This window comes from Pseudomonas sp. B611, from assembly GCF_055407965.1.
Genome location: NZ_JBUZST010000016.1, coordinates 1 through 24,325 on the forward strand (window position 1 = coordinate 1; position 24,325 = coordinate 24,325).

Here is a 24,325-nt window from a genome sequence, read left to right on the forward strand (position 1 = left end):
ACCGCTATCGCAGGCAAGCCAGCTCCCACATTTTTGATCGGTGTGAACCTGGACTGGCGTGTGAACCCAATCCCCTGTGGGAGCGGGCTTGCTCGCGAAGGCGGCCTAACAGTCAACACAAATGCAGCTGACCCACCGCCATCGCCCCCCCACCACCTAGCACAAGACGTTGCACGCCAGGAATAACTGCGCCAGTCTTACTGGCCTTCATTCGGCGGAGCGAATTTCATGCAGGCCACCCGCTTGACCCTCATCTGCCATGCCGTCACGCCCCTGCAAAAGCGCGGTTTTTTTTCCGATGACGAGTCGGTGGCGATGGATTGGCAAGGCGCGGCGCTGTCCTTGGCCGGTCGCTACAAGAAACCCCGTCGCCTGCTGTGTGGGCCGCAGGCGCGCACCCGGCAGACGGCGGGCTTGTTTGGCCGTGACGCGGTGGTTGAGGACGCATTGCGCGATGCAGACTTCGGACGGTGGAAAGGCCAGGACGTCGGCCGCTTGCCTAGTGATGAGTTGCAGGAGTGGCTGATCAACAGCGCCAGCGCCCCCCACGGTGGCGAATCGGTGGATCAGGTCTGCGCGCGGGTAGCGCAATGGATGCAGTCCATCGAAACCCAGCCCGGCCATATTGTCGCCATCACCCATCCCTTCGTGATCCGCGCCGCAATGCTGTACGTCATGCAGTTTCCGCTGTCGATGTTCTACCTGATCGACGTCGAGCCGCTGTCCGCCACCGAGCTGCGCTTTAATGGCGTTTGGCGCCTGCGCCTGGAAACTCACGCCTGAGCCCCTGAACATGGCAAAATCCACGCCCCGCAATGAGAGCAACCCATGAAACGCATCCTGATCATCGGCATTGGCGCCGGCAACCCTGACTACATCACGATGCAGGCCGTGAAGGCGCTCAATCGCACCGACGTGTTTTTCCTGATGGACAAGGGCCAGAGCAAAGACAAGTTGATCGACCTGCGCCGCGAGATCTGCGAGACCTACATCACCGAGCCCGGCTACCGCTTCGTCGAGGCCGACTGCCCCGAGCGCGTGCGCGGTGAAATTGACTACACCACGGCCGTGCAGGACCTCAACCGCGACAAGCAGCAGACCTTCGAGCGCATGATCAATGAGGAAATGGCCGACGGCGAAGTCGGCGCATTCCTGGCCTGGGGTGACCCGGCGCTTTACGACAGCACCATCCGCATCCTGCAGGCGATCCTGGCCAGTGGCCGTTGTGCGTTTGAATTTGAAGTGATCCCCGGCATCACCAGCGTGCAGGCCCTGGCCGCCCAGCACAAAGTACCGCTGAACCGCATTGGCCGTTCCATCGAGATCACCACCGGGCGCCGGTTGGCGGCGGGGCAGGCGAGTGATGCGGATACGCTGGTAGTGATGCTCGACGCGGAAGATTCCTACCGCACCGTGGCCGACCAAGACCTGGATATTTACTGGGGCGCCTACCTGGGTACGCCGGACGAAATCCTGATCAGCGGCAAAGTCGCTGAAGTGGCCGACGACATCGAGCGCGTGCGCAAGGCGGCGCGTCTAGCCAATGGCTGGATCATGGACACCTATCTGCTGCGCAAACCCTGAGGTAACGCCCCATGTTCAAGCTGTTTGCCCTGACGCTGGCCCTGTTGGCCGGTGCCGCCCATGCCGACGACACCCTGCACAGCGACTTGCCGCTGGCCTACCTGGAACAGACCCAGGGCGATGCGCGCAACGAGCCGCTGGTGATTTTCCTGCACGGGTTTGGCAGCAACGAGGAAGATTTGTTTGGGCTCAAGGACGCCTTGCCGTCCACCTGGACTTACCTCTCCGTACGGGCGCCGATGCCGGTGGACGCGAGCGGTTATCGCTGGTTTGCGAAGACACCCGGCGATGGCGACTACGACGGCGAGACCGCCGACTTGCAGCGCAGCGCCCAACTGATCGAAGACTTTGTGCAGCAGGCCACCGACAAGTACCACACCCAACCGGACCGGGTGTTTCTGGTGGGGTTCAGCCAGGGCGCGATCATGTCCTACGAAGTGGGGTTGCGTAAGCCTGCGCTAGTGCGTGGGATTGCGGCGTTGAGTGGCAGTGTGTTGCCGGTGTTGAAGGCTGAGCTGAAGGCGGATACGGCTCGGGACAAACTGGCGATCTTTATCGGCCATGGGACGTTGGACCAGGCGCTGCCGTATGCCTCGGCGACCCGGGCGAATGAGGTGTTGCTGGGGGTGGGGTTGAAGCCGGAGTTTCATGAGTATGTGGGGATGCCGCATACCATCAGTGAGGCTGAGGTGCAGGACCTAAGGGTCTGGCTGGTAAAAAACCTCAAGTAAACACGGGGAGAGTGGGGCTGGCTTGTGTGGGAGCTGGCTTGCCTGCGATTGCATCACCCAGGTGTTACTGAAAGACCGAGGTGTCTGCATCGCAGGCAAGCCAGCTCCCACAAAAAGCCTCTCCCACACAAGCCAGCTGCCACATTGGGTCAAGGTCGGCTTATTTGCCGCCTGTAATCTGCTTCACCAGCTCGGCATGGCCCTTCGCATCATCCCCACGGGAAATCGCCTGGATCACCAGCATGTGATTACCCGCACCACCCAGGAAGGTGCTGTTCAACGTCTTGCCCCCGCCTTGTGTCGCAGTGCTGTCCACCTGACGCAAACCCAACCCCTTGAAGGTCAGCTTCTTCTCATTCTGCTTCTTGAAATCCGGCAGCGCGGCGCTCTGGTCCTTGACGAAACCCGCGACGGCACCGTCGAGGAATGGCGTGTCGTTATCCCCGATGTTTACCCCATCGGTACGCACGGTTTCGGCGACGATCACTACACTTTTTGTGGTCTGGTTGGCGTATAGGGTGCCCTGGGTGGCTGTGCTGTTATCTTCGGCCTGACTGACAGGCAGGGTGTCAGCGACGTAGGCCTTGGGCAGGCTGAAGGTGAACTTGCCGCCCAAGGTGGAGATGCTCTGTGTGGCCGGCGGGGTGGCGGCGAACGCGCTGCCAGCGGCAAGCACGAGGGCCAGCAGGGCAGCGGTCTGGGTGAAAGTGGCCATGAAGCGCTCCAGGGATGAACGAAATTGCGGCGTATTCTGTCAGAAATTTCGCAATATCGTTCACCCTGAGTCTTACACCTTGTCGGACTCTTCTTCGAGTCGGTCCATCTCAAACAGCCGCGCCAATTCTGCCCGGGCTTCCTGGGCGGTCTGCATCACCTTGGCCGCGTCGTCATACACCGCGTGTTGCGCGGCCAGCACTTGCAGGTCGTGGTTCTTGAAGCGGGTGATGCGCGCGTCGGCCTGGGCCTGGGTCAAACCGAGGCCGACCAGGGTGCGGCGGCTCATTTCCAGGCTGGAGTAGAAGGTTTCGCGCACCGGCGACGCATCCAGGTCCACCAGACGGTGAACGTGTTGGCGGTTCCGGGCGCGGGCGATGATCTTCATGTGCGGGTAGAGGTTGCGCACCAGTTCGGCGGTCTTGATGTTGATCTCCGGGTCGTCCATGGCGATCACAAAGAACTCCGCCTGATCGACCTTGGCCGCGTGCAGGATCTCCGGCCGTTGCGGGTCGCCGTAGAACACCGGCATGCCGCCGAAGCTGCGGGTCAGCTCGATGGTTTCCACCGAGGTGTCGAGGGCGATAAACGAGATGTTTTGCGCGCGCAGGATCCGCGCGACGATCTGGCCCATGCGGCCCATGCCGGCAATGACCACGCGGGGTGCATCGCTTTCGATGGTGCGGTATTCCTCGGGCACTTCCACCGGCTTGACCTTGGGCTTGAACAGCTTCGGGCAGATCAACAGCAGTAGCGGGGTCACGGCCATGGAGAGGGTGATGGTCAGCACCAGCACGTCATAGAGGTGCGGTTCGAACAGGCCCTGGTCGCGGCCGATCTTGAACACCACAAAGGCAAATTCACCGCCCGCCGCCAGCACCACGCCCAGGCGCAAAGCGCTTTCGCGGTTGAGGTCGCCCACCAGGCGCCCGACGGCGTACAGCAGCGGCAACTTCAGGCCGATCAACAGCAGGGTCAGGCCGAGCACCAGCAGCGGCGAGCTGAGCAGCAGGCTGAGGTTGGCGCCCATGCCCACGCTGATAAAGAACAGGCCCAGCAGCAGGCCCTTGAAGGGTTCGATCTGGGATTCGAGTTCATGGCGGTATTCCGAGTCCGCCAACAGCAGGCCGGCGAGGAAGGCACCCAGGGCCATGGACACGCCCACCAGTTCCATCAGCCACGCGGTGCCGATCACCACCAGCAGCGCCGTGGCGGTGGACACCTCGCGCAGGCCGGTCTTGGCGACGATGCGAAACACTGGCCGCAACAGGTAGCGCCCGCCGATGATCACCACGGCAATGCTGCCGAGGATCTGCAACACATGTTGCAGGCCCTGGGCTTCGGTGGTGGGGTGATCACTGCCGGCCAGCAACGGCACCATGGCGATCAACGGGATCGCCGCGATGTCCTGGAACAGCAAGATGGCAAAGGCCAGGCGGCCGTGGGGCTGGTTCAGCTCCTTGCGCTCGGCCAGGCTTTGCAGGCCAAACGCGGTGGACGACAACGCCAGGCCCAGGCCCAGCACAATCGCACTGTTCCACGACTGGCCAAACAGCCACAACGCCACCACGCCCATCACCAAGCCGGTGAGCAACACCTGGGCCAACCCGACGCCGAACACCGCCTTGCGCATCACCCACAGGCGCTTGGGCGACAATTCCAGGCCGATGATAAACAGCAGCAACACCACGCCCAACTCGGAAAATTGCGCCACGCTTTGCGGATTGCCCACCAAACCCAGGACTGACGGGCCGATGATCACCCCGGCGAACAGATAACCGAGCACCGCGCCCAATTGCAGGCGCTTGGCCAGCGGCACGGTCAGCACGGCGGCGAGCAGAAACACCACGGCTGCTTGTAACAGGTTGCCTTCATGGGGCATTGGGGACTCCAGGATCTTGAAACGAATCAACAGGAGCGTATTAGAGCGCTTTTTACGTGTCGAAAATTGTGTTTTTGCGGTGTGCTCGTTGCTGAAGGGGAGGGCAGGTTTACGAAAAGGTTGAATTTATATTCCTTTGATGGAATATTTATCGCGTCTAATCTTGATTTAGGACGCTTCAACCATGGCTAAAAAATTCGCTGAACTTCAAGCCCGCATGACCCCGCAATCTCAGGCCGAAGCCAAGCAGTTGTTCCTGCAACATCTAAAAGAAATGCCCCTGTACGAGCTGCGCAAGGCTCAGCAGTTGAGCCAGGAAAATCTGGCCAAGGCATTGAATATCAACCAGGCTGCTGTTTCCAAGATGGAGCGGCGCACGGATATGTACATCAGCACATTGCGCGACTACATCCGTGCGATGGGCGGCGAACTGGAGATCATTGCGACGTTTCCAGATGGTCAGGTCAAGATCGACAACTTCGCCTATTGAGCGCTGCCCGGCTGTGTTTCTTTCTGTGTGGTCAGTGTTACCGGCCGGCGATACAACCCCACCGCCAACCCCACCAGAATGATCGCTATCGAGATCAGTTCCAGCGTGGAGATACGTTCACCAATGATCAGCATCGAACTGGCGATCCCAAACACGGGGATGAGCAATGACAGGGGCGCCACCGTCGAGACGGGGTACGCCTTGAGTAGCGAGTTCCAGCCCCAGTAGGCAAAGTGCGTGGCCAGGTAGACCTGGAACAGGATCGAGCCGATGGCCATCACGTCGAGGCTGGCGGGCAGGCTTTCGAACGCGGCGCTGCCGCGCATCCACCAGGCCATCAGGAACAGCGGGATCGGCGGAAACAGGCTGGCCCACACCATGAACGCGAAGATTTCCTTCACGCCTGACTGCTTGATGATGACGTTGCCCACGCTCCAGGCAAACGCGCTGAGGACGATCAGCATGACGCCCAGCACCGCGTGGCTGCCGTCCTGGGTGACGACGATCCCCGCGAGGCCGAGCAAGGTCAGGCCGGCGCCGACCAGTTGTGCGTCGCGCAGGTTTTCGTTGAACAGCACCACGCCCCAGCCGAGGGTGAAAAACACGCTGAGCTGGATGATCAGCGAGGCGATCCCGGGACTCACGCCGACCTGGATGCCATAGTTGATCACGCCCCACATGCCCAAGCCGAAGATCACTCCGTACGCGGCCACGTAGCCGAAGTGCACGGCCGGGCGGCGGATGAAAAACACCAGGGGCAAGGCGGCGAGGGCAAAGCGGATACCGGTGAGCACAAAGGGATCGATGCCGCGCAGGCCAAGCTTGGTGATCGGAAAGTTCAGGCCCCAGACCAGGGTGACGAGTAGGGCGAGAGCCAGGTGTTTTTTCTGCATGGGCTTTTCCTTAAGCGGGCAGGCATGTTCAAAGGCGTTGATGTTAAGCCGCAGCTGAATGGCCCGCTTGCTATCTCAGGTCATCCTTTGACAATATCGGGCCATGATCCCGACCTTTGCTGACAATGACCCCGAAGCGCTGGTGACGCTGCACGAATACGCGTCCGGTACCGTGTTTGCGCGGCATACCCATGCCCGTGGGCAGTTCGCCTATGCGTCCACCGGCGCCTTGAAGATGTTCACCGACCTCGGTAACTGGGTGGTGCCGCCGCAGCGCGCGATCTGGGTGCCTGGCGGAGTGCCCCACGAAATGCATATGCGCGGGGATGTGCTCATGCTCAACACCTACCTCGACGACGAAGCCGCCGGGCGCGCGGGTTTGCAAGGCCATTGCCAGGTGTTCGAAGTCTCGCCGCTGCTGCGGCATCTGCTCGAAGCGGCGCTGACGATCGAGCCGGCGGCGCGGCTCAGTGTTCGGCAACGCTGCGTGCTGACGCTGCTGGTGGATGAAATCGGCGCGATGCCCGAGTTGCCCCTCAGCGCGCCGTTGCCCGCAGAGCCGCGCCTGGCCCGCGCCTGCCAGCGTTTTCTGGACGCACCCACGCAGACCATTGCCCTCGACACCATGGCCGAGTGGTCGAGCATGAGCCGGCGCACCTTTACCCGACAGTTCCTCGAGCACACCGGCATGACCTTTGTGGCCTGGCGCCAGCAGGTGTGCCTGCTGGAAGCCACGGCGCGGCTCAGCCACGGTGCATCCATCACCGATGTGGCGCTGGGGCTGGGCTTCAGCAGCTCCAGCGCGTTCACCTCGGTGTTTCGGCGCAACCTGGGGGATTCTCCGGCACGGTACTTGGCCAAATCCAAGGCTGCGTCGTTGTTCTGAGGCCGCGTCGGTCAGGATTCACCTCTGTGCCGGCCACGCTTTGTTACTATCGCCGTCCATCGTCACCAGGAGTCACCGCCCCATGCAGCACCAGTGGGATGAAATGCACCGCACCCGTAAGCCCACTTTTGTGATGTGCGGCGAGCCCCAGGGCGATGTGCTCAATCTCTACGTTCACGGTTACTCGGCCTTCTTCAACCGCCAGCAACTGGGCAACTTCACGGCGCAACTGGCGAGCATCGAAGGCTCGACCAATGTGATGCTGTTCTGGCCGGCCGGGCATTTCCTGGAAAACCTGTTCGCCCCGTTCAAGGAAGTGATCGGCGCGATGCTCGGCGGTGGTGGCCTGGGCGCGGCGACCGTGGGAGTGGGCAAGGCGATTGCCTACTTTCTTGACCATTACAAAAGTGTCGAGGCGCGTGTCGATGAGGTCGCCCAGACCTTGCTGCCCGAGCTGGCCAACTACCTGCACGCCGAAGCCCTGTCGGTACGGCGCATCAACCTGGTCGGTCATTCCCTGGGCGCACGCATCCTGGTCAAGAGCCTGTTGGCCAGCCCCGAGGCGGCCCGCGAACTGCCGTTGAACAACGTGTTGCTGATGGGCGGGGCGATTTGTACGTCGAGCCCGTGGGATGAAGTGTCGGCGTCGCTCCAGGGGCGGGTGATCAACTGTCATTCCAGTAAGGACTGGGCGCTGGCGATCAAGCCGGATAACGAGCGTTGCATCGGTCGTTACGCCATCCCGCTGACGCCCGCCCTCAAGGCCAAGGTGAGCAATGTGCACCTGGCCACCTTCGATCATGCGGCGTATTGGCCGCAATTAAAGACCGTGGTGCAGTACACCGACCTGTTGCAGGAACGGCGCGGCATGATCCGCGCAGATCAGCGCAGCAGCGAAGTACGGTTTGCCGAAGAGGATGGGGAACTGTTCCCGGCGCTGGTGCAGGCGCGGCCGGACGAGTTGAAGTTCCTCGCCGAACTGATGGCGCAAAAGCGCAGTGCATCGATTGATGCCAGCGTGCGCGAACCGTTGAAACTGACTATCGAGTTGCAGCGCATGGGCGGTGACAGCTTTATGAACCTCGCCCGGGGCCATGGCGTTAGTTATCGCCAGATCGCCGAAGATGTCGCGCAGCGGCTGGGAATCAAGTTCGATCAGCCCGTTGACACCGTCGAGCTGGCAGATATCGAAGCGCAGGTCGCGGAGCACCTGATCGAGCAATACAAGGACAAACTCAATAGCGCCGACCGGCAGGCCTTCGACGCCGAGTTGCAGGCGGCGGCGCAAAAAGAGCAGGGGGTGTTCGCGCGCTTCAGCGTAGGGCGCTCGGCCACCACCGCGTTGAGTGGCACTGCGTTGGCGGGGCTCACCGGGTTTATCCTGCGGCGCGGGGCGGCCACGGCGATTCCGGTGGTGGGCCAGGCGTTGGCAGCGGCGATGCTGTTGGTCAGCGGGGTGCGCGCGTTTTCCGGCCCGGCCTACTCGATCACCACCTTGGCGGTGTTGGTGGTGGGCGTGATCCGCCAGCGCATGGAACGCGAGGCGCTGAACCAGGAAATGGACCTGGTGGTGCAAGTGGTGGAGGCGTTTGACCTGCCCCGGGACACAGTGATGCGCACGGTTGCGTCCGACTGATAAGCTTCCCGCCCTATGCATTTACCTGGAATACCGCGTGAAATTCAGCCTGCCGAAAATCGCCACCGCCCCGTTCTGCCCACCGGAGGTGGCCGGCTCCGTTGCCGTTGACCCCAAGGCGTCGTTCTTCAAGCGGATGTTGATGTTTGCCGGGCCTGGCCTGTTGATTTCCATCGGCTACATGGACCCCGGCAACTGGGCCACGGCCATCGAAGCGGGCTCGCGCTACGGTTACAGCCTGCTGTTTGTGGTGCTGCTGGCCAGCCTGGCGGGGATGGCGGTGCAGTGCCTGTGTTCGCGGCTGGGCATCGCCACCGGCAAGGACCTCGCGCAGCTGTGCCGCGAGCGTTATAGCCAGCGTTCTGCACGTACCCAGTGGCTGCTGGCGGAAATCTCCATCATCGCCACCGACCTGGCCGAAGTGCTCGGTTGTGCCCTGGCGTTTCACCTGCTGCTGGGCGTGTCGCTGACCACCGGCATTGTCATCACCGCATTCGATACGTTGCTGATCCTGGCCCTGCAAAACCGTGGTTTCCGCCGCCTGGAAGCGATCATGCTGGCGCTGGTGGCGACTATCGGCGTGTGTTTCTTCATCGAGCTGCTGCTGATCAAGCCGTACTGGCCGGATGTGTTGAGCGGCTTCACACCGTCACTCTCGGCCATCAGCGATGCTGCACCGCTGTACCTGGCCATCGGCATCCTTGGCGCCACGGTCATGCCGCATAACCTCTACCTGCACACCTCGATTGTGCAGACTCGCCTGATTGGCAAGGACCTCGCCAGCAAACAGGACGCGGTCAAGCTGGCGCGCATCGACACCATCGGCTCCCTGGCGCTGGCCTTGCTGGTCAACGCCGCCATCCTGGTGCTGGCCGCTGCGGCGTTCTACAAGACCGGCCACACCGATGTGGTCGAAATCCAGGACGCTTACCACTTGCTCGACCCACTGGTGGGCGGCGCGTTTGCCAGCATCCTGTTTGGTGTTGCACTGCTGGCGTCCGGGCAAAGCTCGACGTTCACCGGCACCATCGCCGGGCAAGTGATCATGGAGGGTTATCTCAACCTGCGTATTCCGTGCTGGCAACGCCGCCTGATTACCCGCGGGCTGGCGCTGATCCCGGCGTTTCTTGGGGTATGGCTGCTGGGCGATGGTGCGATTGGCAAATTGCTGATTCTCAGCCAGGTGGTGCTCAGCCTGCAGTTGCCGTTTGCGTTGTATCCGTTGATCCGCATGACTGGCGATAAACAACTGATGGGGCCGTTTGTGAACCGGCTGCCGACCCGGGTGTTGGCGTGGTTGTTGTTTGCGGTGATCAGTGGGGCGAATGGGTGGTTGATTGGGCAGTGGGTGTTTTGAGTCGTGACGGTTGGGCGTTACACCAGAATCGCAAGGGATGTGTACTGGGCGACGTGCGGATCGGCCGTAATTAACCTCATCGGTTCGTTCATGGCGACTGCGACGATGAGCCGATCGAAGGGATCTTTGTGATGATGCTCAAGATCCTTTACGGCAGTGGCGTGTTCAGTCGTGATGGGTAGCTCGACGAAGCCGCTGTCCAGGCAAAATTCACGGAGTTTGTTCATGTCTACATTGAGTTTTCCCAAGCCGACCTTGATTGCCATTTCCCAGAATGTTGCAGCGCTGACGTAAATTTCTGCCGCATTTTCAATATGCTTTGAGCTTTGCTGGAGAGTTTGGGGTCATCAGTCAGCGACCAAAGCAGAATGTGGGTATCCAACAAGACCCTCATAAAGGGTTGCCCTCGAAGGCGTCCAGTAGATCATCCGGTAAAGGCGCATCAAAGTCGTCAGGAACAACAAACATGCCTTTCATCGCACCAATTCGCGGCCCCTTGGGCTTCGATATGGGGACAAGTTGCGCCATCGCGCGGCCATTTTTGGAGATGGTGATGGTTTTTCCGGCGGCAGCTTCATCAACCAGTTTTGACAGATTGTTTTTAGCTTCACCCAAGGGCACGGTAATCATTCGGGTTTCCCCCTGTTTGGGCCAAATATAGCCAACGCTCCGCGAGCTATCAAAGACGGCCTGACAACTGGCTGTGGCCGCTCGCTTGGCATGGGGTTTTTTGTCGTATAGGAAGTCCATGGCATCTCTCCGAAAATGAGTTCGTCAAAGTCTGCCCCAAGGGGAAATGCCAAAAAATAGTGGCCCGTTAAATCAGAACTCACCTACGTTGCCCGCTCGGAAATTTCCTCAGCCGCCGCACACCTCACCGATCCCAATACGGCACCACCCCAAAACACTCCACAAAATAATCAATCACCGTGCGCACCTTCAGCGACAACCGCCGGCTGCCCGGCCATAACGCGGCGATCTGTTGCGGCTCCAGCGTGGTCGCCACTTCGTACTCCGTGAGCACCGCCTGCAAAGTGCCCGCGCGCAAGCCCTCACCAATCAGCCAGGACGGAAACACCACCAGTCCCAGGCCTTGTTCGGCGGCGTGGGTCAGGGTGTCGGCGTGGTTGCCAGTGATCGGGCCCTTGACGCTGTAGGGCGTCCAGTCGCCGCCATCGCGGCGGAAGAACCAGCGTTGCTGGCCGGTGATGCCTTTGTAGGCCAGGCAGTGGTGGTTGGCCAGTTCGTCGGGGTGTTGCGGCGTGCCGTGGCGGGCCAGGTAGGCGGGGCTGGCGGCGATGCGAAAGCGCTGCGGCGCGAAGATGCGCGCCTGCATGCCCGAGTCGTTGAGCACGCCGATGCGAAACAGCAGGTCGGTGCCGTCTTGCAGGGGATCGACGTAGGTGTCGGTCTGCTGGATGTCCAGTTGCAACTTGGGATAGCGCCGGCACAGCTCGCCCAGCCAGGGTGAGAGGTGGCGCTGGCCGAACACCATCGGTGCGTTGATCCGCACCAGCCCGCTGGGCTCGCGCTCTTGTTCCTGCAAGGCCTGGCCGGCGGTTTCCAGTTGTTCCAGCAGCAGTCGCGCGTGATGCCCGAGCAGGCGCCCGGCCTCGGTGGGGCTGACCGCACGGGTGTGGCGGTAGAGCAATTGCTGGCCGAGGGCCTGCTCCATCAATTGGATCTGCCGGGAGATGGAGGAGGGCGCCAGGCTTTCGCGGCGGGCCACTGCGGAAAAGCTGCCATGGTCGAGCACGGCCACAAACAGGCGCAGCGCCTTGAAACTCAATTCATTCAAACCCTGCATCGGGACTTCCTGCTGTGCGTATTGCGCAAAGGTGTTGTCGGCATGCTGCCATTTATCGCACAGCACCACCACCGGATAATGCGCGCCATGTCTCTTTCTTGAAGCGCAGGTGATGTATGCAGGCAAGTTCTATCGAGAGTGCGGCGTTGGCCGTGCCGAAGAAAAACCTTTTGCGGTTGTTGTTGCTGCCGCTGGTGATCCTGGCGGGTATGGGCCTGTCAGTGGAGGCCGGGTTGCTGGGACCATTGGGTGTGCAAGTCGGGCATTTGTGGGCGACGTTGAGCATCTTCGGCGTCGGCTCGGCGATTCTGTATGTGCTGCTGTTGTTCAGCGGCCCGCAAAAGGGCCCGGCGTTGACCGACCTGCCGCGCTGGCAATTGATCGGCGGCTTCCTGGGGCCGATGTACGTGGTTGTACTGACCCTGGCCACGCCGCATATCGGCATCGCCATGACCATGATCGCGATTCTGTCCGGGCAGGTGGGCAAGAGTGTGTTGATCGACCATTTCGGCTGGTTCGGCACTGCGCGCAAGCGGGTCAATGGTGAACGCTGGATTGCGTTGGCGTTGATTGTGGCGGCACTGATCTTGATTGCACGAGGGTAAGGCGATGAATCTGCTTCTGTTGTTGGTGCTGGTGATTGCCGCCGGTGCAGTGTTGAGTGTGCAGGCCGCGATCAACGGGCGCCTGGGCCAGACGGTGGGCGTGTTGCGCAGCAGTTTGCTGACCTTTGCCGTGGGTGCGCTGACCACGGCGCTGTTGATTTTCTTCTTTGAACCCGCCCAGGCCGTGAGCTTGCTGGACGTGCCGAAATGGCAACTGACCGGTGCCTTGTTTGGCGTGGTGTACATGATGGTGATGGTCGGCGCGGTGCCGATTGTGGGCACGGCGGTAGCCACGGTGGCGGTGATCGTCGGGCAGTTGGGCATGGGGATGTTGATCGACAACTTTGGCTGGTTGGGCAACCCGGCGATCGAGCTGTCAGGGAGCCGGATTGTGGCGATGCTGTGCCTGGCGTTGGCGCTGGTGTTCATGTATCGCAGTAACACCCGCCAGGCGGACTGACGCGGTCAAAAAATGTGGGAGCGGGCTTGTGTGGGAGCGGGCTTGCTCGCGAATACGGTGGTTCAGTTTAAATATCTTTGACTGACACACCGCTTTCGCGAGCAAGCCCGCTCCCACACAAGCCCGCTCCCACATTGGCATTTGCGTGCTGCTTCTAAAAATCAGCTCGGCTTGGCGGGCGTCACTGATTACCATGAACACCCACATCCCGACTGACGTACTCCCATGGCCCTGGCCGCGCCTCCCGACCTCAGTGATCACGCCGTCCCCGTGCAACCCCTGGCACGCACCTACCCGCGTGGGTTGTACGTGGAGCCCCATCGCCACGACTGGGGCCAATTGCTCTACGCCATGAGCGGCGTGATGTGGGTCGAAACCCCGCGCGAAGCCCTGGTGGTCCCGCCCCAGCGTGCCGTCTGGTTGCCGCCGGGGGTGGAGCATGGGATTCGGGTGGTGTCGGATTTGCAGATGCGCAATATCTACCTGCGCCCGGCGTTGGCGGCGACGCTGGATAGCCAGGTGCAGGTGATCGAGGTCGGCGGCTTGCTGCGCGAGCTGATCGTCACGCTGGTGGAAGAGGGCGACAGCGCTGATACGGGCTATTACGACGCAGTGGTGTGCCTGGCGCTGCTGGAATTGCAACGGGCGCGCCGCTCGCCGATCCGCATCGCCATGCCGGTGGAGGCCGACCGGCGCTTGATCAACGCCTGCCAGGCTGTGATGGCCGCGCCGTCCCTGGACGTCCCCTTCGAACAACACGCCGAGACGGCCGGTGCCAGCGTGCGAACCTTGTCGAGGCTGTTCCAGCACCACTTGGGCATGGGTTTCGCCGAATGGCGGCGCCAGGTGCAACTGGCCACGGCGGTGGCGGAGTTGATCCAGGGCCAGCCGGTCAGTCGTATCGCGCGGTCTTTGGGGTATTCGCCGAGTAGTTTCAGCGACATGTTCCGCCGCGAACTCGGCGTGGCGCCGTCGCACTACGTCGGTTGAGGGTTTGGCCGAAATCCTGAAGTACTTGGCCGATGCTTCAGGAATGCGCTCTCTACACTGAGCCCATCCACTCACCAGGCGCCCTCCCATGAGTTACCTGATTTCCCTCGCCATTGGCCTGTTTGTCGGCGTGCTCTACGGCGCCTTGGACTTCCGCTCGCCCGCGCCACCAGCCATCGCTTTGGTAGGCCTGATGGGCATGCTGCTGGGCGAAAAGCTCTGGCCCATGGGGCGGCAACTGGTCAGCGGTTGGTTGTCCTGATCCCCTTTTTCCCTTCGATGGATATTGGCCATGAAAGCACTGCAATTTTCCGCTACGGGCGATCTCGCCTCCCTGCGTTTCGTCGACGTCGCCACTCCGGTGCCCGCCGCCGGTGAAGTGCTGGTGCAGATCAAGGCGGCGGGCTTGAACCCCAGCGACGTGAAAAACGTGCTCGGCCGTTTCCCCTACACCACCTTGCCACGCATTCCCGGGCGTGACTTTTCCGGCGTTGTCGTCGAAGGCCCGCAGGCGTTGCTTGGCCAGGAGGTCTGGGGCACGGGGCGCGATCTCGGCTTTTTTGCCGACGGTTCCCACGCCGAATTTGTGAAGGTTTCAGCCAACGGTGTGGCGCACAAACCCAGCCACCTGAGTTTTGCCCAGGCCGCCAGCCTTGGCGTGCCGTACACCACTGCCTGGGATGCCCTGGAACGCAGTGGTGTCGGCAAAGACACGCGGTTGCTGGTGATTGGTGCCAATGGTGCGGTAGGCAGTGCGGCTTTGGCCCTGGCGAAAATTCGTGGCGCCCAGGTGCTGGCGGCGGTGCGGCGCGCGGAGCATGTGGAGGTGTTGCAAGGGCAGGGGGTTGAGTCGATTGCCTTGGGTGCGCCGGAAGACTTGGGCGTGCAGGTCAACCGCGTGTTCAAGGGCGGCGCCGATGTGATCTTCGACACCACCGGTTTCTGGTTGCCCGCAGCCGTCGCCGGGTTGGCGCCGTTTGGGCGCATCGCCATCATCGCCGCACCGGTGGACGGCCAGGTGCAACTGCCGGCCCTGGCGTTGTACCGCAAGGGCGGGTCGGTGGTGGGGATCAACTCGCTGCTCTACAACTGCGAGCAGTGTGCGGTGATGCTGGAGCAGTTCGGCCGGTTTTTTGATGAGGGCTCGTTGCCGTTGCCCACTGGCCTGCGCGAAGTGGCGTTGGCAGAGGGGTTGCAGAGTTATGGGGAAGTGAATAGCGGCAGCGCAGACAAGATCATCTTCCTGCCCTGACCCGCTCTTAACACTGTAGGAAAACCAGTGTGGGAGCGGGCTTGCTCGCGAATGCGGTGGATCAGTCAACATCTCCAGCGACTGACACACTGCATTCGCGAGCAAGCCCGCTCCCACACAACCGCGTTTCCACAGGTTGATGTTTACTGGGCCTCGGGCACGCCGTTTTCCCACGCCGACCAGTTCTTGAGGATCGCCTGCACCAGCGGATTACCTGTGCGATACAGGTTCTCCAGCGCCGGCACAAACCCACCCTGGTCCGCGTACTTCAGCAGGTTGTCCACTTCGCTGTAGCCCGGATACGGCCGGTCGAAGTCCGAGCCCGCCCGCACCACGGCCAAGCGTTGAATATCCACCAACCCCTCGCGGCTGGCCCGCAGCAGCGCCTCATAGGTGGAGTTGTCCTCCTGCTGGGTGGTGCAGTACTCGCCCTTGTTATCCGTCAGCAGTTTGGTCCAGACCTCGGCGCGTTCGCTCAAGCGCGTGCCGGAAAACCAGGTGTTGCCCGCCAGGGTATCGCAGCGGGTGACCTGTGGCGGCTGGTTGGCCGGGGCAGCGGGGTAGTGTTTGCGCCAGGCGGCAGATTCCTTGCTTTCCGTCAGCTCAACCTGGTGCGACAGGGCAAACGCCTTCGCCTGCAACTTGGGGTTGAGTTCAAACACTTCGGTCTTGTAGTCCAGTGGCGGTTTCTCGTTGGGGCCTTTGGTGTTGATGCCGATGTAACCGGTCGGCCAATCCTTGGGCGCATCCCGCGAGTCCAGCTCCCACTGCGTGCCGAACTCCACCAGGTAATGGGCCCAAGCCGCGGTGCCGATGGTGCCGTGCTTGGGGCTGATGCCGGCGATCCCGGCGATCAGGAAGTAGCTCTGGCGCAGGTCGAACTTGGGCGACAAGGCCAGGGCCAGGGTGGACGCGGCGGCGTTGGTCTGGCCCATGCCGGTGACCAGCAGGCAGACATCCTGGGTGTTGCAGCGGATCACCGGGTATTCGGCAGACAGGCCCGGCACGCGGACCTCTTGCTTGAGTTCCAGGCGGTCGATCCAGGTCTGTGCCTCGGGGGCGAACATGGTGATCAGCATCACCTTGGGTTTGATCGGCGCATCCGCCAATACCACATGGGGCAACAGGGCCAGGCCGACAGCCAGTGACAGGCGGGAAAGTACGTTCATGCAAAAGCTCCTCTATCAGAATTGGTAACCGACGCCGGCGTAGTAGCCCCAGCCGTCCGAACGGGCGCGGAAGTTGCCTTCGCCGAAGTTCAACTCACTGCCATCCTCCCAGTTGCCGCCGTTATGAAAGTAACGACCGACCAGGGTGAACCGCAGGTGGGTAAACGAATACAGCAGCACATTGGTCGCCACCATAGAGTTGGCGGTGCGCGCCGGGTTGTCCTTGTGCAGGTCGGAGCCAAAGTCGTAGTTGGTGAAGCCGATGTAAGTCAGCGAGGCCCCGTTGTCGAACTTGCCGATAGGCACGATGTACTTCATTTGTGCGCGGTAGCCATCCCACGAATATTCATTGCTGGCGCCGTAGTTTTCCCACTGGTAGCGCCCGTAGAAGTTGGCCGACAGATTGACCCGCGAATGGGTGTCGATGTCGGTGCCCAGGCCGCTGTACAGGGTGTTGGCACGGTTGGCCTTGTTGCTGCCGTGGTCGTAGATCCAGTCGAACGCCACATACCATTCCTTGAACGGCCCGATGGCCAGGCTGCGGCCCGCCAGGTAGTCGATGGAGATGCGTGGCTCGTGCTCCATGAACACCGGCGAGCCATGGTCCCACACGCCTTTGTCATTACTGTTACCGATGCCGAGGATCTTCGGCACGTCGATATAGCCGTAGAGTTCGAAGGGGCCCTTGCGGCCGAAGTACTCGTACTCCAGGTAAATGTCGTCGGACGGCTTGGGACCGAAGCTGATGTCTTTGCTGCCGATCAAGGTCAGGTCCTGGTTGAACCATTCCGACAGGTAAACGCCTTTTTTGGTCGGGCTGGCTTCCGGGCTGAGGGTTTCGCCCTGTGCTGAGTCATCGACGGGTTTTTCCTGCGCCAAAATGGGCGCGCTGAGTAGTCCCGTAACGGCGGCCAGTAGCAGGGAAACACCAAGGGCGGCAGGGTGTCTTGCAGTGGAGTGCATTGAAAATCCCTATTCGTACGCGGTTTGGACCCGATTCTTCGGGTTGTGGTGAACTTGGCTGGCAAGTTCGTTCCGCAAACGTTTGCATAGGCTGTACCAACTTTGACTATTGGCTTGAATAGACTGGAAAAAAGCGCGATTAGTCGACCTTTTGGTCAGAATTGACTGGGTGTCATTTTGTCGAGGGGTTGAACCGGTGCAGCGCGGTTTCCCGGCGGTAATCGCTCGGCGTCTGATTCATCTCGATGCGAAAGTGCCGGTTGAAATTGGACAGGTTGGCGTAGCCCACTTCAAAGCAGATCGCCGCCACGGACATCTCGCTTTGCAACAACAACCGGCAGGCGCGTTGCACGCGGAACTTGCGCATCAGGTCGATAAAACCGTGGCCGGTGTTGCGCTTGAAAAAGCGCGAAAAGCCCGGCTCGCTCATCTCCAGTTGCTGCGCAATCACCGACAGGCGCACGTCCCCCGTGAGCTCGCGCATCAGGTAGTCGAAGGCTTTGTTGATACGCTCGGCGCTGCGTGCATCCAGGGTGGGCGCGTAGCACGGGCTGGCCAGCGCCTGGACGTGCTGGGGCGCGGCGCTCTTGAGGGTATCCAGCAGTTGCAGGAACAGCACCAGCCGCTGCAGGCCCTGGGCTTTGCCGATGTCTTCCATCAATACGGCGGCACGCAACGCCGTATCGCCGTGAAATTGCAGGCCGCGCCGAGCGTGCTCGAACAACGGCTGCAAGTCGCCCAGTTCTGGCAGCGTCTTGCGCAAGGCGAGCAGGGCGGCGCCGTCGAATTGCAGCACCACGTCGCGGCCCTTGAGGTACTCGCCGGGGGCCAGTTCGCCGATCCAGTCGTGGGGCAGGTCGGGGCCGATCAGGGCGACGTGGCCGGCACTGAAGGCGCCGATATAGTCGCCCGCGACCAACTTGCCGCTGCCTTGGCGGATCAGGTGGATCTCAAATTCGGGGTGGTGGTTCCAGCGCGCCAGGTCATAGGGATAGTCGTGCTCGAACCAGCGAAAGCAATGGTCCGGCTCGGGCAGGATCACTTCCAGTTCGGCGGGGCGGTGCTCGAACAGTCGGGCGCGGCTGACAGGCATGGCGGGGCTTCTTGTTGTTCTTGGTAGCGCTTCAAAATACGCGCCTGCGCGGTGACGGCGCTACCCCTCGTTTTGCCGGGCACTGATACTTTTTTAACCCGGGGCGCAAGGTTAAAAAAGTACCAGTCGCGCATCCGCCACGGGTTTGTGAGGGCTGGACCAACCTGCTGTAATCGGCCCTCAACAACAAAAACAACAGGTGGATACCGCCATGCTCAAGCTCCCGCAAGCGCTGTTCCTGCTGTCCGGCCTGGCGTTGGCCATGCCCAGCCACGCCGCCGACACCGTGACCATCGCCACGGTCAACAACAGCGACATGATCCGTATGCAGCGCCTGTCCAAGGTGTTCGAAGCGCAGCACCCGGACATCCGGCTCAACTGGGTGGTGCTCGAAGAAAACGTACTGCGCCAACGCCTCACCACGGATATCGCCACCCAGGGCGGGCAATTCGACGTGCTGACCATCGGCACCTACGAAACCCCGCTGTGGGGCGCCAAGCACTGGCTGGAGCCGCTGACCCAACTGCCGGCCGACTACGACGTCGACGATATCTTCCCCTCGGTCCGCCAGGGCCTGTCGGTCAACAACACCCTCTACGCGTTGCCGTTCTACGGCGAAAGCACCGTCACCTACTACCGCACCGACCTGTTCCAGCAAGCCGGCCTGAGCATGCCCGCGCATCCGACCTGGACCCAACTCGGCGCATTCGCCGCCAAGCTCACCGCCAAGGACAAGGACCAATACGGCCTGTGCCTGCGCGGCAAGGCTGGCTGGGGCGAGAACATCGCCTTGCTGAGCACCATGGCCAACGCTTTTGGCGCGCGCTGGTTCGACGAGCAGTGGAAGCCTGAGCTGACCAGCGCGGAATGGACCGCCGCGGCCAATTTCTACGTCAACAACCTCAAGCAATACGGCCCACCGGGGGTTTCCAGCAACGGCTTCAACGAAACCCTGGCGCTGTTCAACAGCGGCAAATGCGCGATCTGGGTAGACGCCAGCGTTGCCGGCTCCTTCACCACCGACAAGAGCCAAAGCAAGGTTGCCGACAGCGTAGGCTTTGCCGCCGCGCCCACCGAAGTCACCGACAAAGGCTCCTCATGGCTGTATGCCTGGTCCCTGGCGATCCCGGCCACGTCCAAGCACAAAGACGCGGCCAAGGCCTTTATCACCTGGGCCACGTCCAAGGAGTACATCCAACTGGTTGCCGATAAAGAAGGCATCACCAATGTACCGCCAGGCACTCGCCAGTCCACCTACAACGACGCCTACTTGAAAGCTGCGCCGTTTGCCCAGGTGACCCTGGAGATGATGAAACACGCCGACCCGGCGCACCCGTCGGCCAAGCCGGTGCCGTACGTGGGCATCCAGTACGTGACCATCCCCGAGTTCCAGGCCATCGGCACCTCGGTGGGCAAGATGTTCTCGGCGGCGCTGACCGGAGGCATGTCGGTTGACCAGGCGTTGCTCCAGGCCCAGTCCACCACCGAGCGCGAAATGAAACGCGCGGGTTATCCAAAATAATTCTTCAGAGACATGCCCCATGAAACGACTTGAAGGTAAAAGCGCGCTGATCACCGGATCAGCGCGCGGGATCGGCCGCGCGTTTGCCCAGGCCTACATTGCGGAGGGCGCCAGCGTCGCCATCGCCGATATCAACCTGCAACAGGCCCAGGCAACCGCCGCCGAACTGGGGCCACAGGCGTATGCCGTGGAAATGGACGTCACCGACCAGGGGTCCATCGACGCCGCGATTGCCGCCGTGGTGGCCATGGTCGGCAAGCTGGATATCTTGATCAACAATGCGGCGCTGTTTGATCTGGCGCCCATTGTCGATATCACCCGGGATAGTTATGAGCGGCTGTTTTCAATCAACGTCGCGGGGACGTTGTTCACCTTGCAAGCGGCGGCGCGGCAGATGATCCGCCAGGGGCATGGCGGCAAGATCATCAACATGGCCAGCCAGGCCGGGCGCCGTGGCGAGTCGTTGGTGGCGGTGTATTGCGCGACCAAGGCGGCGGTGATCAGCCTGACGCAGTCGGCGGGGTTGAATTTGATCAAGCAGGGGATCAACGTCAATGCCATCGCTCCCGGCGTGGTGGATGGGGAGCATTGGGATGGGGTGGATGCGTTGTTTGCCCGGCATGAAGGGCTGGCGCCGGGGGAGAAGAAACGGCGGGTAGGGGAGGAGGTGCCGTTTGGGCGGATGGGGACGGCTGAGGATTTGACGGGGATGGCGGTGTTTTTGGCTTCGGCGGAGGCGGAGTATGTGGTGGCGCAGACGTATAACGTTGATGGGGGGAATTGGATGAGCTGATGGCTTTTTGTTGGTGTACATATCCGTTGCTGCGGTAACGGCGGCTTATGGTTCCGCTCTTACAGCGGGTCACTTTTGGAGGGACCCAAAAGTAACCAAAGGGTCCTCGCCCCAACACTCGGTGCCTCGCCTAGGCTCGGCATGCCCTCACTCCGGCTTGAATCCGTGGGCCGCCGCCACGCGCCATCCATGGCGCGGGGCGGCTAACCCGGCGTCCTGCCGGGTTACCCACGGATTCAAGCCTGCGTTCGGCCAGCGTGTTTGACGGGGCGACCCCAGATCAAAAGCAAGAGCGCGGCGGCCTTAAAGCCGACCGGTATTTTTCAGGGTGTTCACTCTTCAACTGTGGGAGCTGGCTTGTCTGCGATGCAGGCAACTCGGTACATCAGGCACACCCAGTTGATGCCATCGCAGGCAAGCCAGCTCCCACAGGGGAATGCGCCAGCTTCATCGACCAGGTCGGCTGTCAGGCCGCCTCGCTTTGCTTTTGATTTTGATTTTGATCTTAGGCGCCCCGTTAAACACGCTGGCCGGAATTCGATGTGGATTTGGGGGGTAAACCGGCAGGGATGCCGGTTTAGCCGCCCCGCGCCATGGATGGCGCGTGGCGGCGGCCCCCCAAATCCATGTCGGATTACGGGCACACCGAGCCTAGGCGAGGTGCCGAGTGTTGGGGCAAGAGCCCTTTGCTTACTTTGGGGCTTTTCCAAAGTGAGCCGCTGTAAGAGCGGAACCAATAGTGGCCGTTACCGAAGAAACGGATATGTACCCCACCAAACCACTACTCCGCAAAACTCCGATCAAAAAAATAAACCTCCCCAGCCTTCAAAACCTCCACTGTCGCCTGTGGCCGCCCACCTTCCCCCGGCTTCTTGCGCCCCGTCTCCCGCAAATACCCCGCTTCAGCCAACTTCAACAACCGCTGGCGAACACTGGTCTTCAACACCGGCCGCGCCAGCACCACCGAAAAAATCGTAGTAGCCTGCGGTGCACTGAACTCACGGCCTAAAAACATCAACGGCAAGCTGCTATAGAGCGACTTGGACAGCAACCGCTCCTGCACCGCCGCCACGATCAGGTTGTGATCGAACGGCAGCTTGATACTCCCATCCGCCACCGCATCCAGCGCAAACCAGGCCTGATGCTCGGCCAGAGCCACCTCATCCGCCACAATCGCCAGGTAATAGGTGGACGACGACCAACACCGCGGATCACGAAACGCATCCCCCACGGTGCCCACCTGTTCGCTCCAGGCCAATTCAAACCCCACCTTGTCACTGGCGCGCAACCGCTCCACGGCATCCTTGAGGCTCAGATCCTGCACGCCGCCATTCACCACCACCCCCGGCAGCGCCCAATGCCCGGCGAATGGCTCGGCGTCGCGCCTGTTGAGCAGCAGTTTCAATGCGCCGGACGCGCGGCAGTAGAACAGGACGCAAAGGTCGACGGTATGCAGGTAGGCACTAAGCGGCATGGGACATCCTTATAAGCAGTGGCAGGGCATAGTCTAACGGAACGAACAGATATGTCATGGACTGATCCCAGCCTATATAAACAAATGTTTCTTGCTATGAAAGTACATGACGTGTACTTTTGTTTCCAGGCCACAGGAGAACCGCCATGACCCTCGTAAAAACCGCCATTGCCTCATTCGACGTCGATGCCCAGAAGAGCTTCACGCCACTGTGCCCCAACGAATTGCCGGTGGTCGGCGGTGACCGCATCGGCGCCGAGCTCAACTACATGGCCAGCCTCGCTGGTCACCGCGTCGGCAGCAAGGACGCCCACACCCCGCACGCGCCCTGGGTCGTCGCGCAACACAGCGAGATGCTGCAACCCACCGGCCTGGCCCACGCCGATGTGACCTGGGTCAGCCACTGCGTCCCGGGTACCGAGGGCTTCACGCTGCTGGACGAGTTGCCCACCCCGTACGACTACGACTACTTCATCTGGAAGGGTGTCGAACCGGACCTGCATCCCTACGGCGCCTGCTACCACGACCTGCACGACAAACTCTCCACCGGCGTTATCGAGTACCTGAAAGCCCACGGCGTGGTGCGTGTGATTGTCGGCGGCCTGGCCTTGGACTACTGCGTCAAGACCACCGCGTTGCAGCTGCTCAAGGCCGGCCTGGAGGTGGTCCTGCACGTGCCGGCGTGCCGGGGGATCAGCGAGGAGGGCGGCATTCAAGCGCTCAATGAGCTGCGTAAGGCCGGTGCTGCAATCAGTAGCACCCGCGAAGAGCTGGCCGCGATGGCCACGCGTTAAGGAGACCCACCATGGAAAGTGCCTACGACTACAACGCCCCAGTGATCCAGGGCTTGCTCGACACCGACTACTACACCTTCACCATGATGCAGGCCGTGCTGCACCAGCACCCCAACGTCGATGTGGAATACAACTTCATCGTGCGTTCCCGGGAAAAGCTCGGTCACTTGATCCCGGCACTGCGCGATGAGTTGGAAAAGCTCGCCGGCCTGCACATGCGTGAAGGCGAGTTGCGCTTTCTGTTCAACCCGCGCTTTCGCGAATACCTCACCCCGGATTACGAGCGCTTTCTTGGCCTGTTCCGTTTCAACCTGCGCTATATCCACATCAGCGAAGTCGACGGCCAACTGAACATCCGCGTCATCGGCCCGATGCTGCACTGCATCATGTTCGAACAACCGGTGCTGGCTCTGGTCAGCGAGCTGCGCAACCGCGATAAATACCCTGATGTGACGCTCGAAGACGTCACCCGCAAGCTCTATCAGAAGTTCGATTGGCTGGAGAAAAACCTCAGCCGCGAGGAACTGGCCGACCTGCGGGTGTCCGACTTTTCCACGCGCCGGCGCCTGTCGTTCAAGGCCCAGCGCGAAGTGATCGACATCATGCGCCGCGACTTCCCCGGCCAGTTCGTCGGCACCAGCAACGCGCACCTGGCCTATGAGTTCGACCTGCCGTTGATTGGCACCATGGCGCACCAATGGCTGATGGTGCACCAGCAACTGGGCCGCTTGCGCGAGAGCCAGAACGCCGCCCTGGAAAACTGGGTGCGCGAATACCGTGGTCGCCTCGGCATTGCGCTGACCGACTGCATCAGCACCGAGTTTTTCCTCAAGGACTTTGACCTGTACTTCGCCAAGCTCTACGACGGCCTGCGCCAGGACTCCGGCGATCCCATCGCCTGGGCCGACAAGGTGCTGGCCCGCTACAAGCAACTGGGCATCGACCCGATGACCAAGGACCTGATGTTCTCCGACGGCCTCAACTTCGAAAAATGCCTGCCGATCCTGCGCCACTTGCGCGGCAAGGCGCGGTTCGGCTTTGGCATGGGCACCAGCCTGGCGTGCGACGTCGACGGAGTGGAACCGTTGAGCATCGTGATGAAGCTGGTGCGAGTGCATGGCGAGCCGGTGGTGAAGTTCTCCGATGACCCGATCAAGAACGTCTGCGAAGACGCCTCGTTTTTGCAGTACGCCGCCAAGGTGTTCAATGTCGCCAGTATGGAGGTGTGAC

The 24,325-nt window shown here is 61.4% G+C and carries 25 protein-coding genes and 1 pseudogene; 16 read left to right on the plus strand and 10 right to left on the minus strand.

Annotation, left to right across the window (positions count from 1 at the left end):
• Positions 1 to 228: 228 nt before the first annotated feature.
• From ACZRMO_RS24230 to ACZRMO_RS24240, 3 genes are read left to right on the plus strand one after another with little or no spacing between them, the layout of a single operon-like run.
• Positions 229 to 783: a histidine phosphatase family protein gene (locus tag ACZRMO_RS24230; RefSeq protein ID WP_463974476.1), complete on the plus strand. Its 555-nt coding sequence runs from the start codon at positions 229 to 231 to the stop codon at positions 781 to 783.
• Between the two features lie 45 nt (positions 784 to 828).
• Entirely contained in the window at positions 829 to 1,584 is a 756-nt protein-coding gene (gene cobF, locus ACZRMO_RS24235; RefSeq protein ID WP_124528335.1) for a precorrin-6A synthase (deacetylating), read from the plus strand.
• An 11-nt stretch (positions 1,585 to 1,595) separates the two neighbouring features.
• Positions 1,596 to 2,315: an alpha/beta hydrolase gene (locus tag ACZRMO_RS24240; protein ID WP_463974477.1), complete on the plus strand. Its 720-nt coding sequence runs from the start codon at positions 1,596 to 1,598 to the stop codon at positions 2,313 to 2,315.
• A gap of 160 nt (positions 2,316 to 2,475) precedes the next feature.
• On the opposite strand, the gene ACZRMO_RS24245 is transcribed toward ACZRMO_RS24240, so the two are convergent.
• Both ACZRMO_RS24245 and ACZRMO_RS24250 read right to left on the minus strand, forming a co-directional pair.
• Positions 2,476 to 3,030 (minus strand): DcrB/PsbP domain-containing protein, encoded by a 555-nt coding sequence (locus ACZRMO_RS24245; protein WP_463974478.1) that lies wholly within the window; start codon positions 3,028 to 3,030, stop codon positions 2,476 to 2,478.
• 72 nt (positions 3,031 to 3,102) lie between these two features.
• Positions 3,103 to 4,911, minus strand: a complete 1,809-nt coding sequence (locus tag ACZRMO_RS24250; RefSeq protein ID WP_207047007.1) for a monovalent cation:proton antiporter-2 (CPA2) family protein — start codon at positions 4,909 to 4,911, stop codon at positions 3,103 to 3,105.
• 184 nt (positions 4,912 to 5,095) lie between these two features.
• Here ACZRMO_RS24250 and ACZRMO_RS24255 point away from each other — a divergent pair, with 184 nt between their 5' ends.
• Positions 5,096 to 5,401 (plus strand): XRE family transcriptional regulator, encoded by a 306-nt coding sequence (locus tag ACZRMO_RS24255; RefSeq protein ID WP_463974479.1) that lies wholly within the window; start codon positions 5,096 to 5,098, stop codon positions 5,399 to 5,401.
• Here ACZRMO_RS24255 and ACZRMO_RS24260 read toward each other — a convergent pair.
• Complete coding sequence (locus ACZRMO_RS24260) at positions 5,395 to 6,294, minus strand: EamA family transporter (RefSeq protein WP_124528341.1); 900 nt, start codon at positions 6,292 to 6,294, stop codon at positions 5,395 to 5,397. The two genes, ACZRMO_RS24255 and ACZRMO_RS24260, sit on opposite strands and share 7 nt — an antisense overlap.
• Before the next feature lie 103 nt (positions 6,295 to 6,397).
• On the opposite strand from ACZRMO_RS24260, the gene ACZRMO_RS24265 reads away from it, so the two are divergent.
• The 3 genes from ACZRMO_RS24265 to ACZRMO_RS24275 all read left to right on the plus strand — a co-directional run bounded on the left by ACZRMO_RS24265 (position 6,398) and on the right by ACZRMO_RS24275 (position 10,173).
• Entirely contained in the window at positions 6,398 to 7,180 is a 783-nt protein-coding gene (locus ACZRMO_RS24265) for an AraC family transcriptional regulator (RefSeq protein WP_463974480.1), read from the plus strand.
• An 82-nt stretch (positions 7,181 to 7,262) separates the two neighbouring features.
• Positions 7,263 to 8,816, plus strand: a complete 1,554-nt coding sequence (locus tag ACZRMO_RS24270; RefSeq protein WP_463974481.1) for a DUF726 domain-containing protein — start codon at positions 7,263 to 7,265, stop codon at positions 8,814 to 8,816.
• A gap of 37 nt (positions 8,817 to 8,853) precedes the next feature.
• Complete coding sequence (locus tag ACZRMO_RS24275) at positions 8,854 to 10,173, plus strand: Nramp family divalent metal transporter (RefSeq protein WP_017738378.1); 1,320 nt, start codon at positions 8,854 to 8,856, stop codon at positions 10,171 to 10,173.
• Between the two features lie 17 nt (positions 10,174 to 10,190).
• On the opposite strand, the pseudogene ACZRMO_RS24280 reads toward ACZRMO_RS24275, so the two are convergent.
• The 3 genes and pseudogenes from ACZRMO_RS24280 to ACZRMO_RS24290 all read right to left on the minus strand — a co-directional run bounded on the left by ACZRMO_RS24280 (position 10,191) and on the right by ACZRMO_RS24290 (position 11,980).
• A pseudogene (locus ACZRMO_RS24280) lies at positions 10,191 to 10,567 on the minus strand (type II toxin-antitoxin system VapC family toxin).
• On the minus strand, positions 10,564 to 10,923 hold the full coding sequence (locus tag ACZRMO_RS24285) for a type II toxin-antitoxin system Phd/YefM family antitoxin (RefSeq protein ID WP_463974482.1): 360 nt from the start codon (positions 10,921 to 10,923) through the stop codon (positions 10,564 to 10,566). Before ACZRMO_RS24285 ends, ACZRMO_RS24280 begins: the two are co-directional and overlap by 4 nt.
• A 124-nt stretch (positions 10,924 to 11,047) precedes the next feature.
• The gene (locus tag ACZRMO_RS24290; protein WP_463974541.1) at positions 11,048 to 11,980 is read right to left on the minus strand and encodes a LysR family transcriptional regulator; all 933 of its coding nucleotides are present in this window, start codon (positions 11,978 to 11,980) and stop codon (positions 11,048 to 11,050) included.
• Positions 11,981 to 12,096: 116 nt separating this feature from the next.
• Between ACZRMO_RS24290 and ACZRMO_RS24295 the strand changes: the two genes are divergently transcribed.
• From ACZRMO_RS24295 to ACZRMO_RS24315, 5 genes are all read left to right on the plus strand, one after another.
• Positions 12,097 to 12,585, plus strand: a complete 489-nt coding sequence (locus ACZRMO_RS24295) for a DMT family transporter (protein ID WP_463974483.1) — start codon at positions 12,097 to 12,099, stop codon at positions 12,583 to 12,585.
• Positions 12,586 to 12,589: 4 nt separating this feature from the next.
• Positions 12,590 to 13,045 (plus strand): DMT family transporter, encoded by a 456-nt coding sequence (locus tag ACZRMO_RS24300; protein ID WP_463974484.1) that lies wholly within the window; start codon positions 12,590 to 12,592, stop codon positions 13,043 to 13,045.
• A 225-nt stretch (positions 13,046 to 13,270) separates the two neighbouring features.
• Entirely contained in the window at positions 13,271 to 14,035 is a 765-nt protein-coding gene (locus ACZRMO_RS24305) for an AraC family transcriptional regulator (RefSeq protein ID WP_463974485.1), read from the plus strand.
• An 88-nt stretch (positions 14,036 to 14,123) separates the two neighbouring features.
• Positions 14,124 to 14,297, plus strand: coding sequence for a DUF1427 family protein (locus ACZRMO_RS24310; RefSeq protein WP_124528348.1), 174 nt, complete (start codon positions 14,124 to 14,126; stop codon positions 14,295 to 14,297).
• A gap of 30 nt (positions 14,298 to 14,327) precedes the next feature.
• A complete protein-coding gene (locus tag ACZRMO_RS24315; protein ID WP_463974486.1) occupies positions 14,328 to 15,287 on the plus strand; it encodes a quinone oxidoreductase family protein in 960 nt (319 codons plus the stop codon).
• A 143-nt stretch (positions 15,288 to 15,430) separates the two neighbouring features.
• Here the strand turns inward: ACZRMO_RS24315 and ACZRMO_RS24320 are convergent, their stop codons facing one another.
• From ACZRMO_RS24320 to ACZRMO_RS24330, 3 genes are all read right to left on the minus strand, one after another.
• Positions 15,431 to 16,456 (minus strand): purine-nucleoside phosphorylase, encoded by a 1,026-nt coding sequence (locus ACZRMO_RS24320; protein WP_463974487.1) that lies wholly within the window; start codon positions 16,454 to 16,456, stop codon positions 15,431 to 15,433.
• Between the two features lie 15 nt (positions 16,457 to 16,471).
• The gene (locus ACZRMO_RS24325) at positions 16,472 to 17,419 is read right to left on the minus strand and encodes a nucleoside-specific channel-forming protein Tsx (protein WP_463974488.1); all 948 of its coding nucleotides are present in this window, start codon (positions 17,417 to 17,419) and stop codon (positions 16,472 to 16,474) included.
• Between the two features lie 172 nt (positions 17,420 to 17,591).
• Positions 17,592 to 18,512 carry an AraC family transcriptional regulator gene (locus ACZRMO_RS24330; protein WP_463974489.1) on the minus strand — a complete coding sequence of 307 codons (921 nt, stop codon included), beginning with the start codon at positions 18,510 to 18,512 and terminating at the stop codon, positions 17,592 to 17,594.
• A 262-nt stretch (positions 18,513 to 18,774) separates the two neighbouring features.
• Here ACZRMO_RS24330 and ACZRMO_RS24335 point away from each other — a divergent pair, with 262 nt between their 5' ends.
• Complete coding sequence (locus ACZRMO_RS24335) at positions 18,775 to 20,034, plus strand: ABC transporter substrate-binding protein (RefSeq protein WP_463974542.1); 1,260 nt, start codon at positions 18,775 to 18,777, stop codon at positions 20,032 to 20,034.
• A gap of 19 nt (positions 20,035 to 20,053) precedes the next feature.
• Positions 20,054 to 20,827, plus strand: coding sequence for an L-iditol 2-dehydrogenase (locus ACZRMO_RS24340; protein ID WP_463974490.1), 774 nt, complete (start codon positions 20,054 to 20,056; stop codon positions 20,825 to 20,827).
• A 781-nt stretch (positions 20,828 to 21,608) separates the two neighbouring features.
• Here ACZRMO_RS24340 and ACZRMO_RS24345 read toward each other — a convergent pair.
• Complete coding sequence (locus ACZRMO_RS24345; protein ID WP_463974491.1) at positions 21,609 to 22,301, minus strand: NUDIX hydrolase; 693 nt, start codon at positions 22,299 to 22,301, stop codon at positions 21,609 to 21,611.
• 146 nt (positions 22,302 to 22,447) lie between these two features.
• Here ACZRMO_RS24345 and ACZRMO_RS24350 point away from each other — a divergent pair, with 146 nt between their 5' ends.
• On the plus strand, positions 22,448 to 23,095 hold the full coding sequence (locus ACZRMO_RS24350; RefSeq protein WP_463974492.1) for a nicotinamidase: 648 nt from the start codon (positions 22,448 to 22,450) through the stop codon (positions 23,093 to 23,095).
• 11 nt (positions 23,096 to 23,106) lie between these two features.
• On the plus strand, positions 23,107 to 24,324 hold the full coding sequence (gene pncB, locus ACZRMO_RS24355) for a nicotinate phosphoribosyltransferase (RefSeq protein ID WP_463974493.1): 1,218 nt from the start codon (positions 23,107 to 23,109) through the stop codon (positions 24,322 to 24,324).
• Position 24,325: the final 1 nt, after the last annotated feature.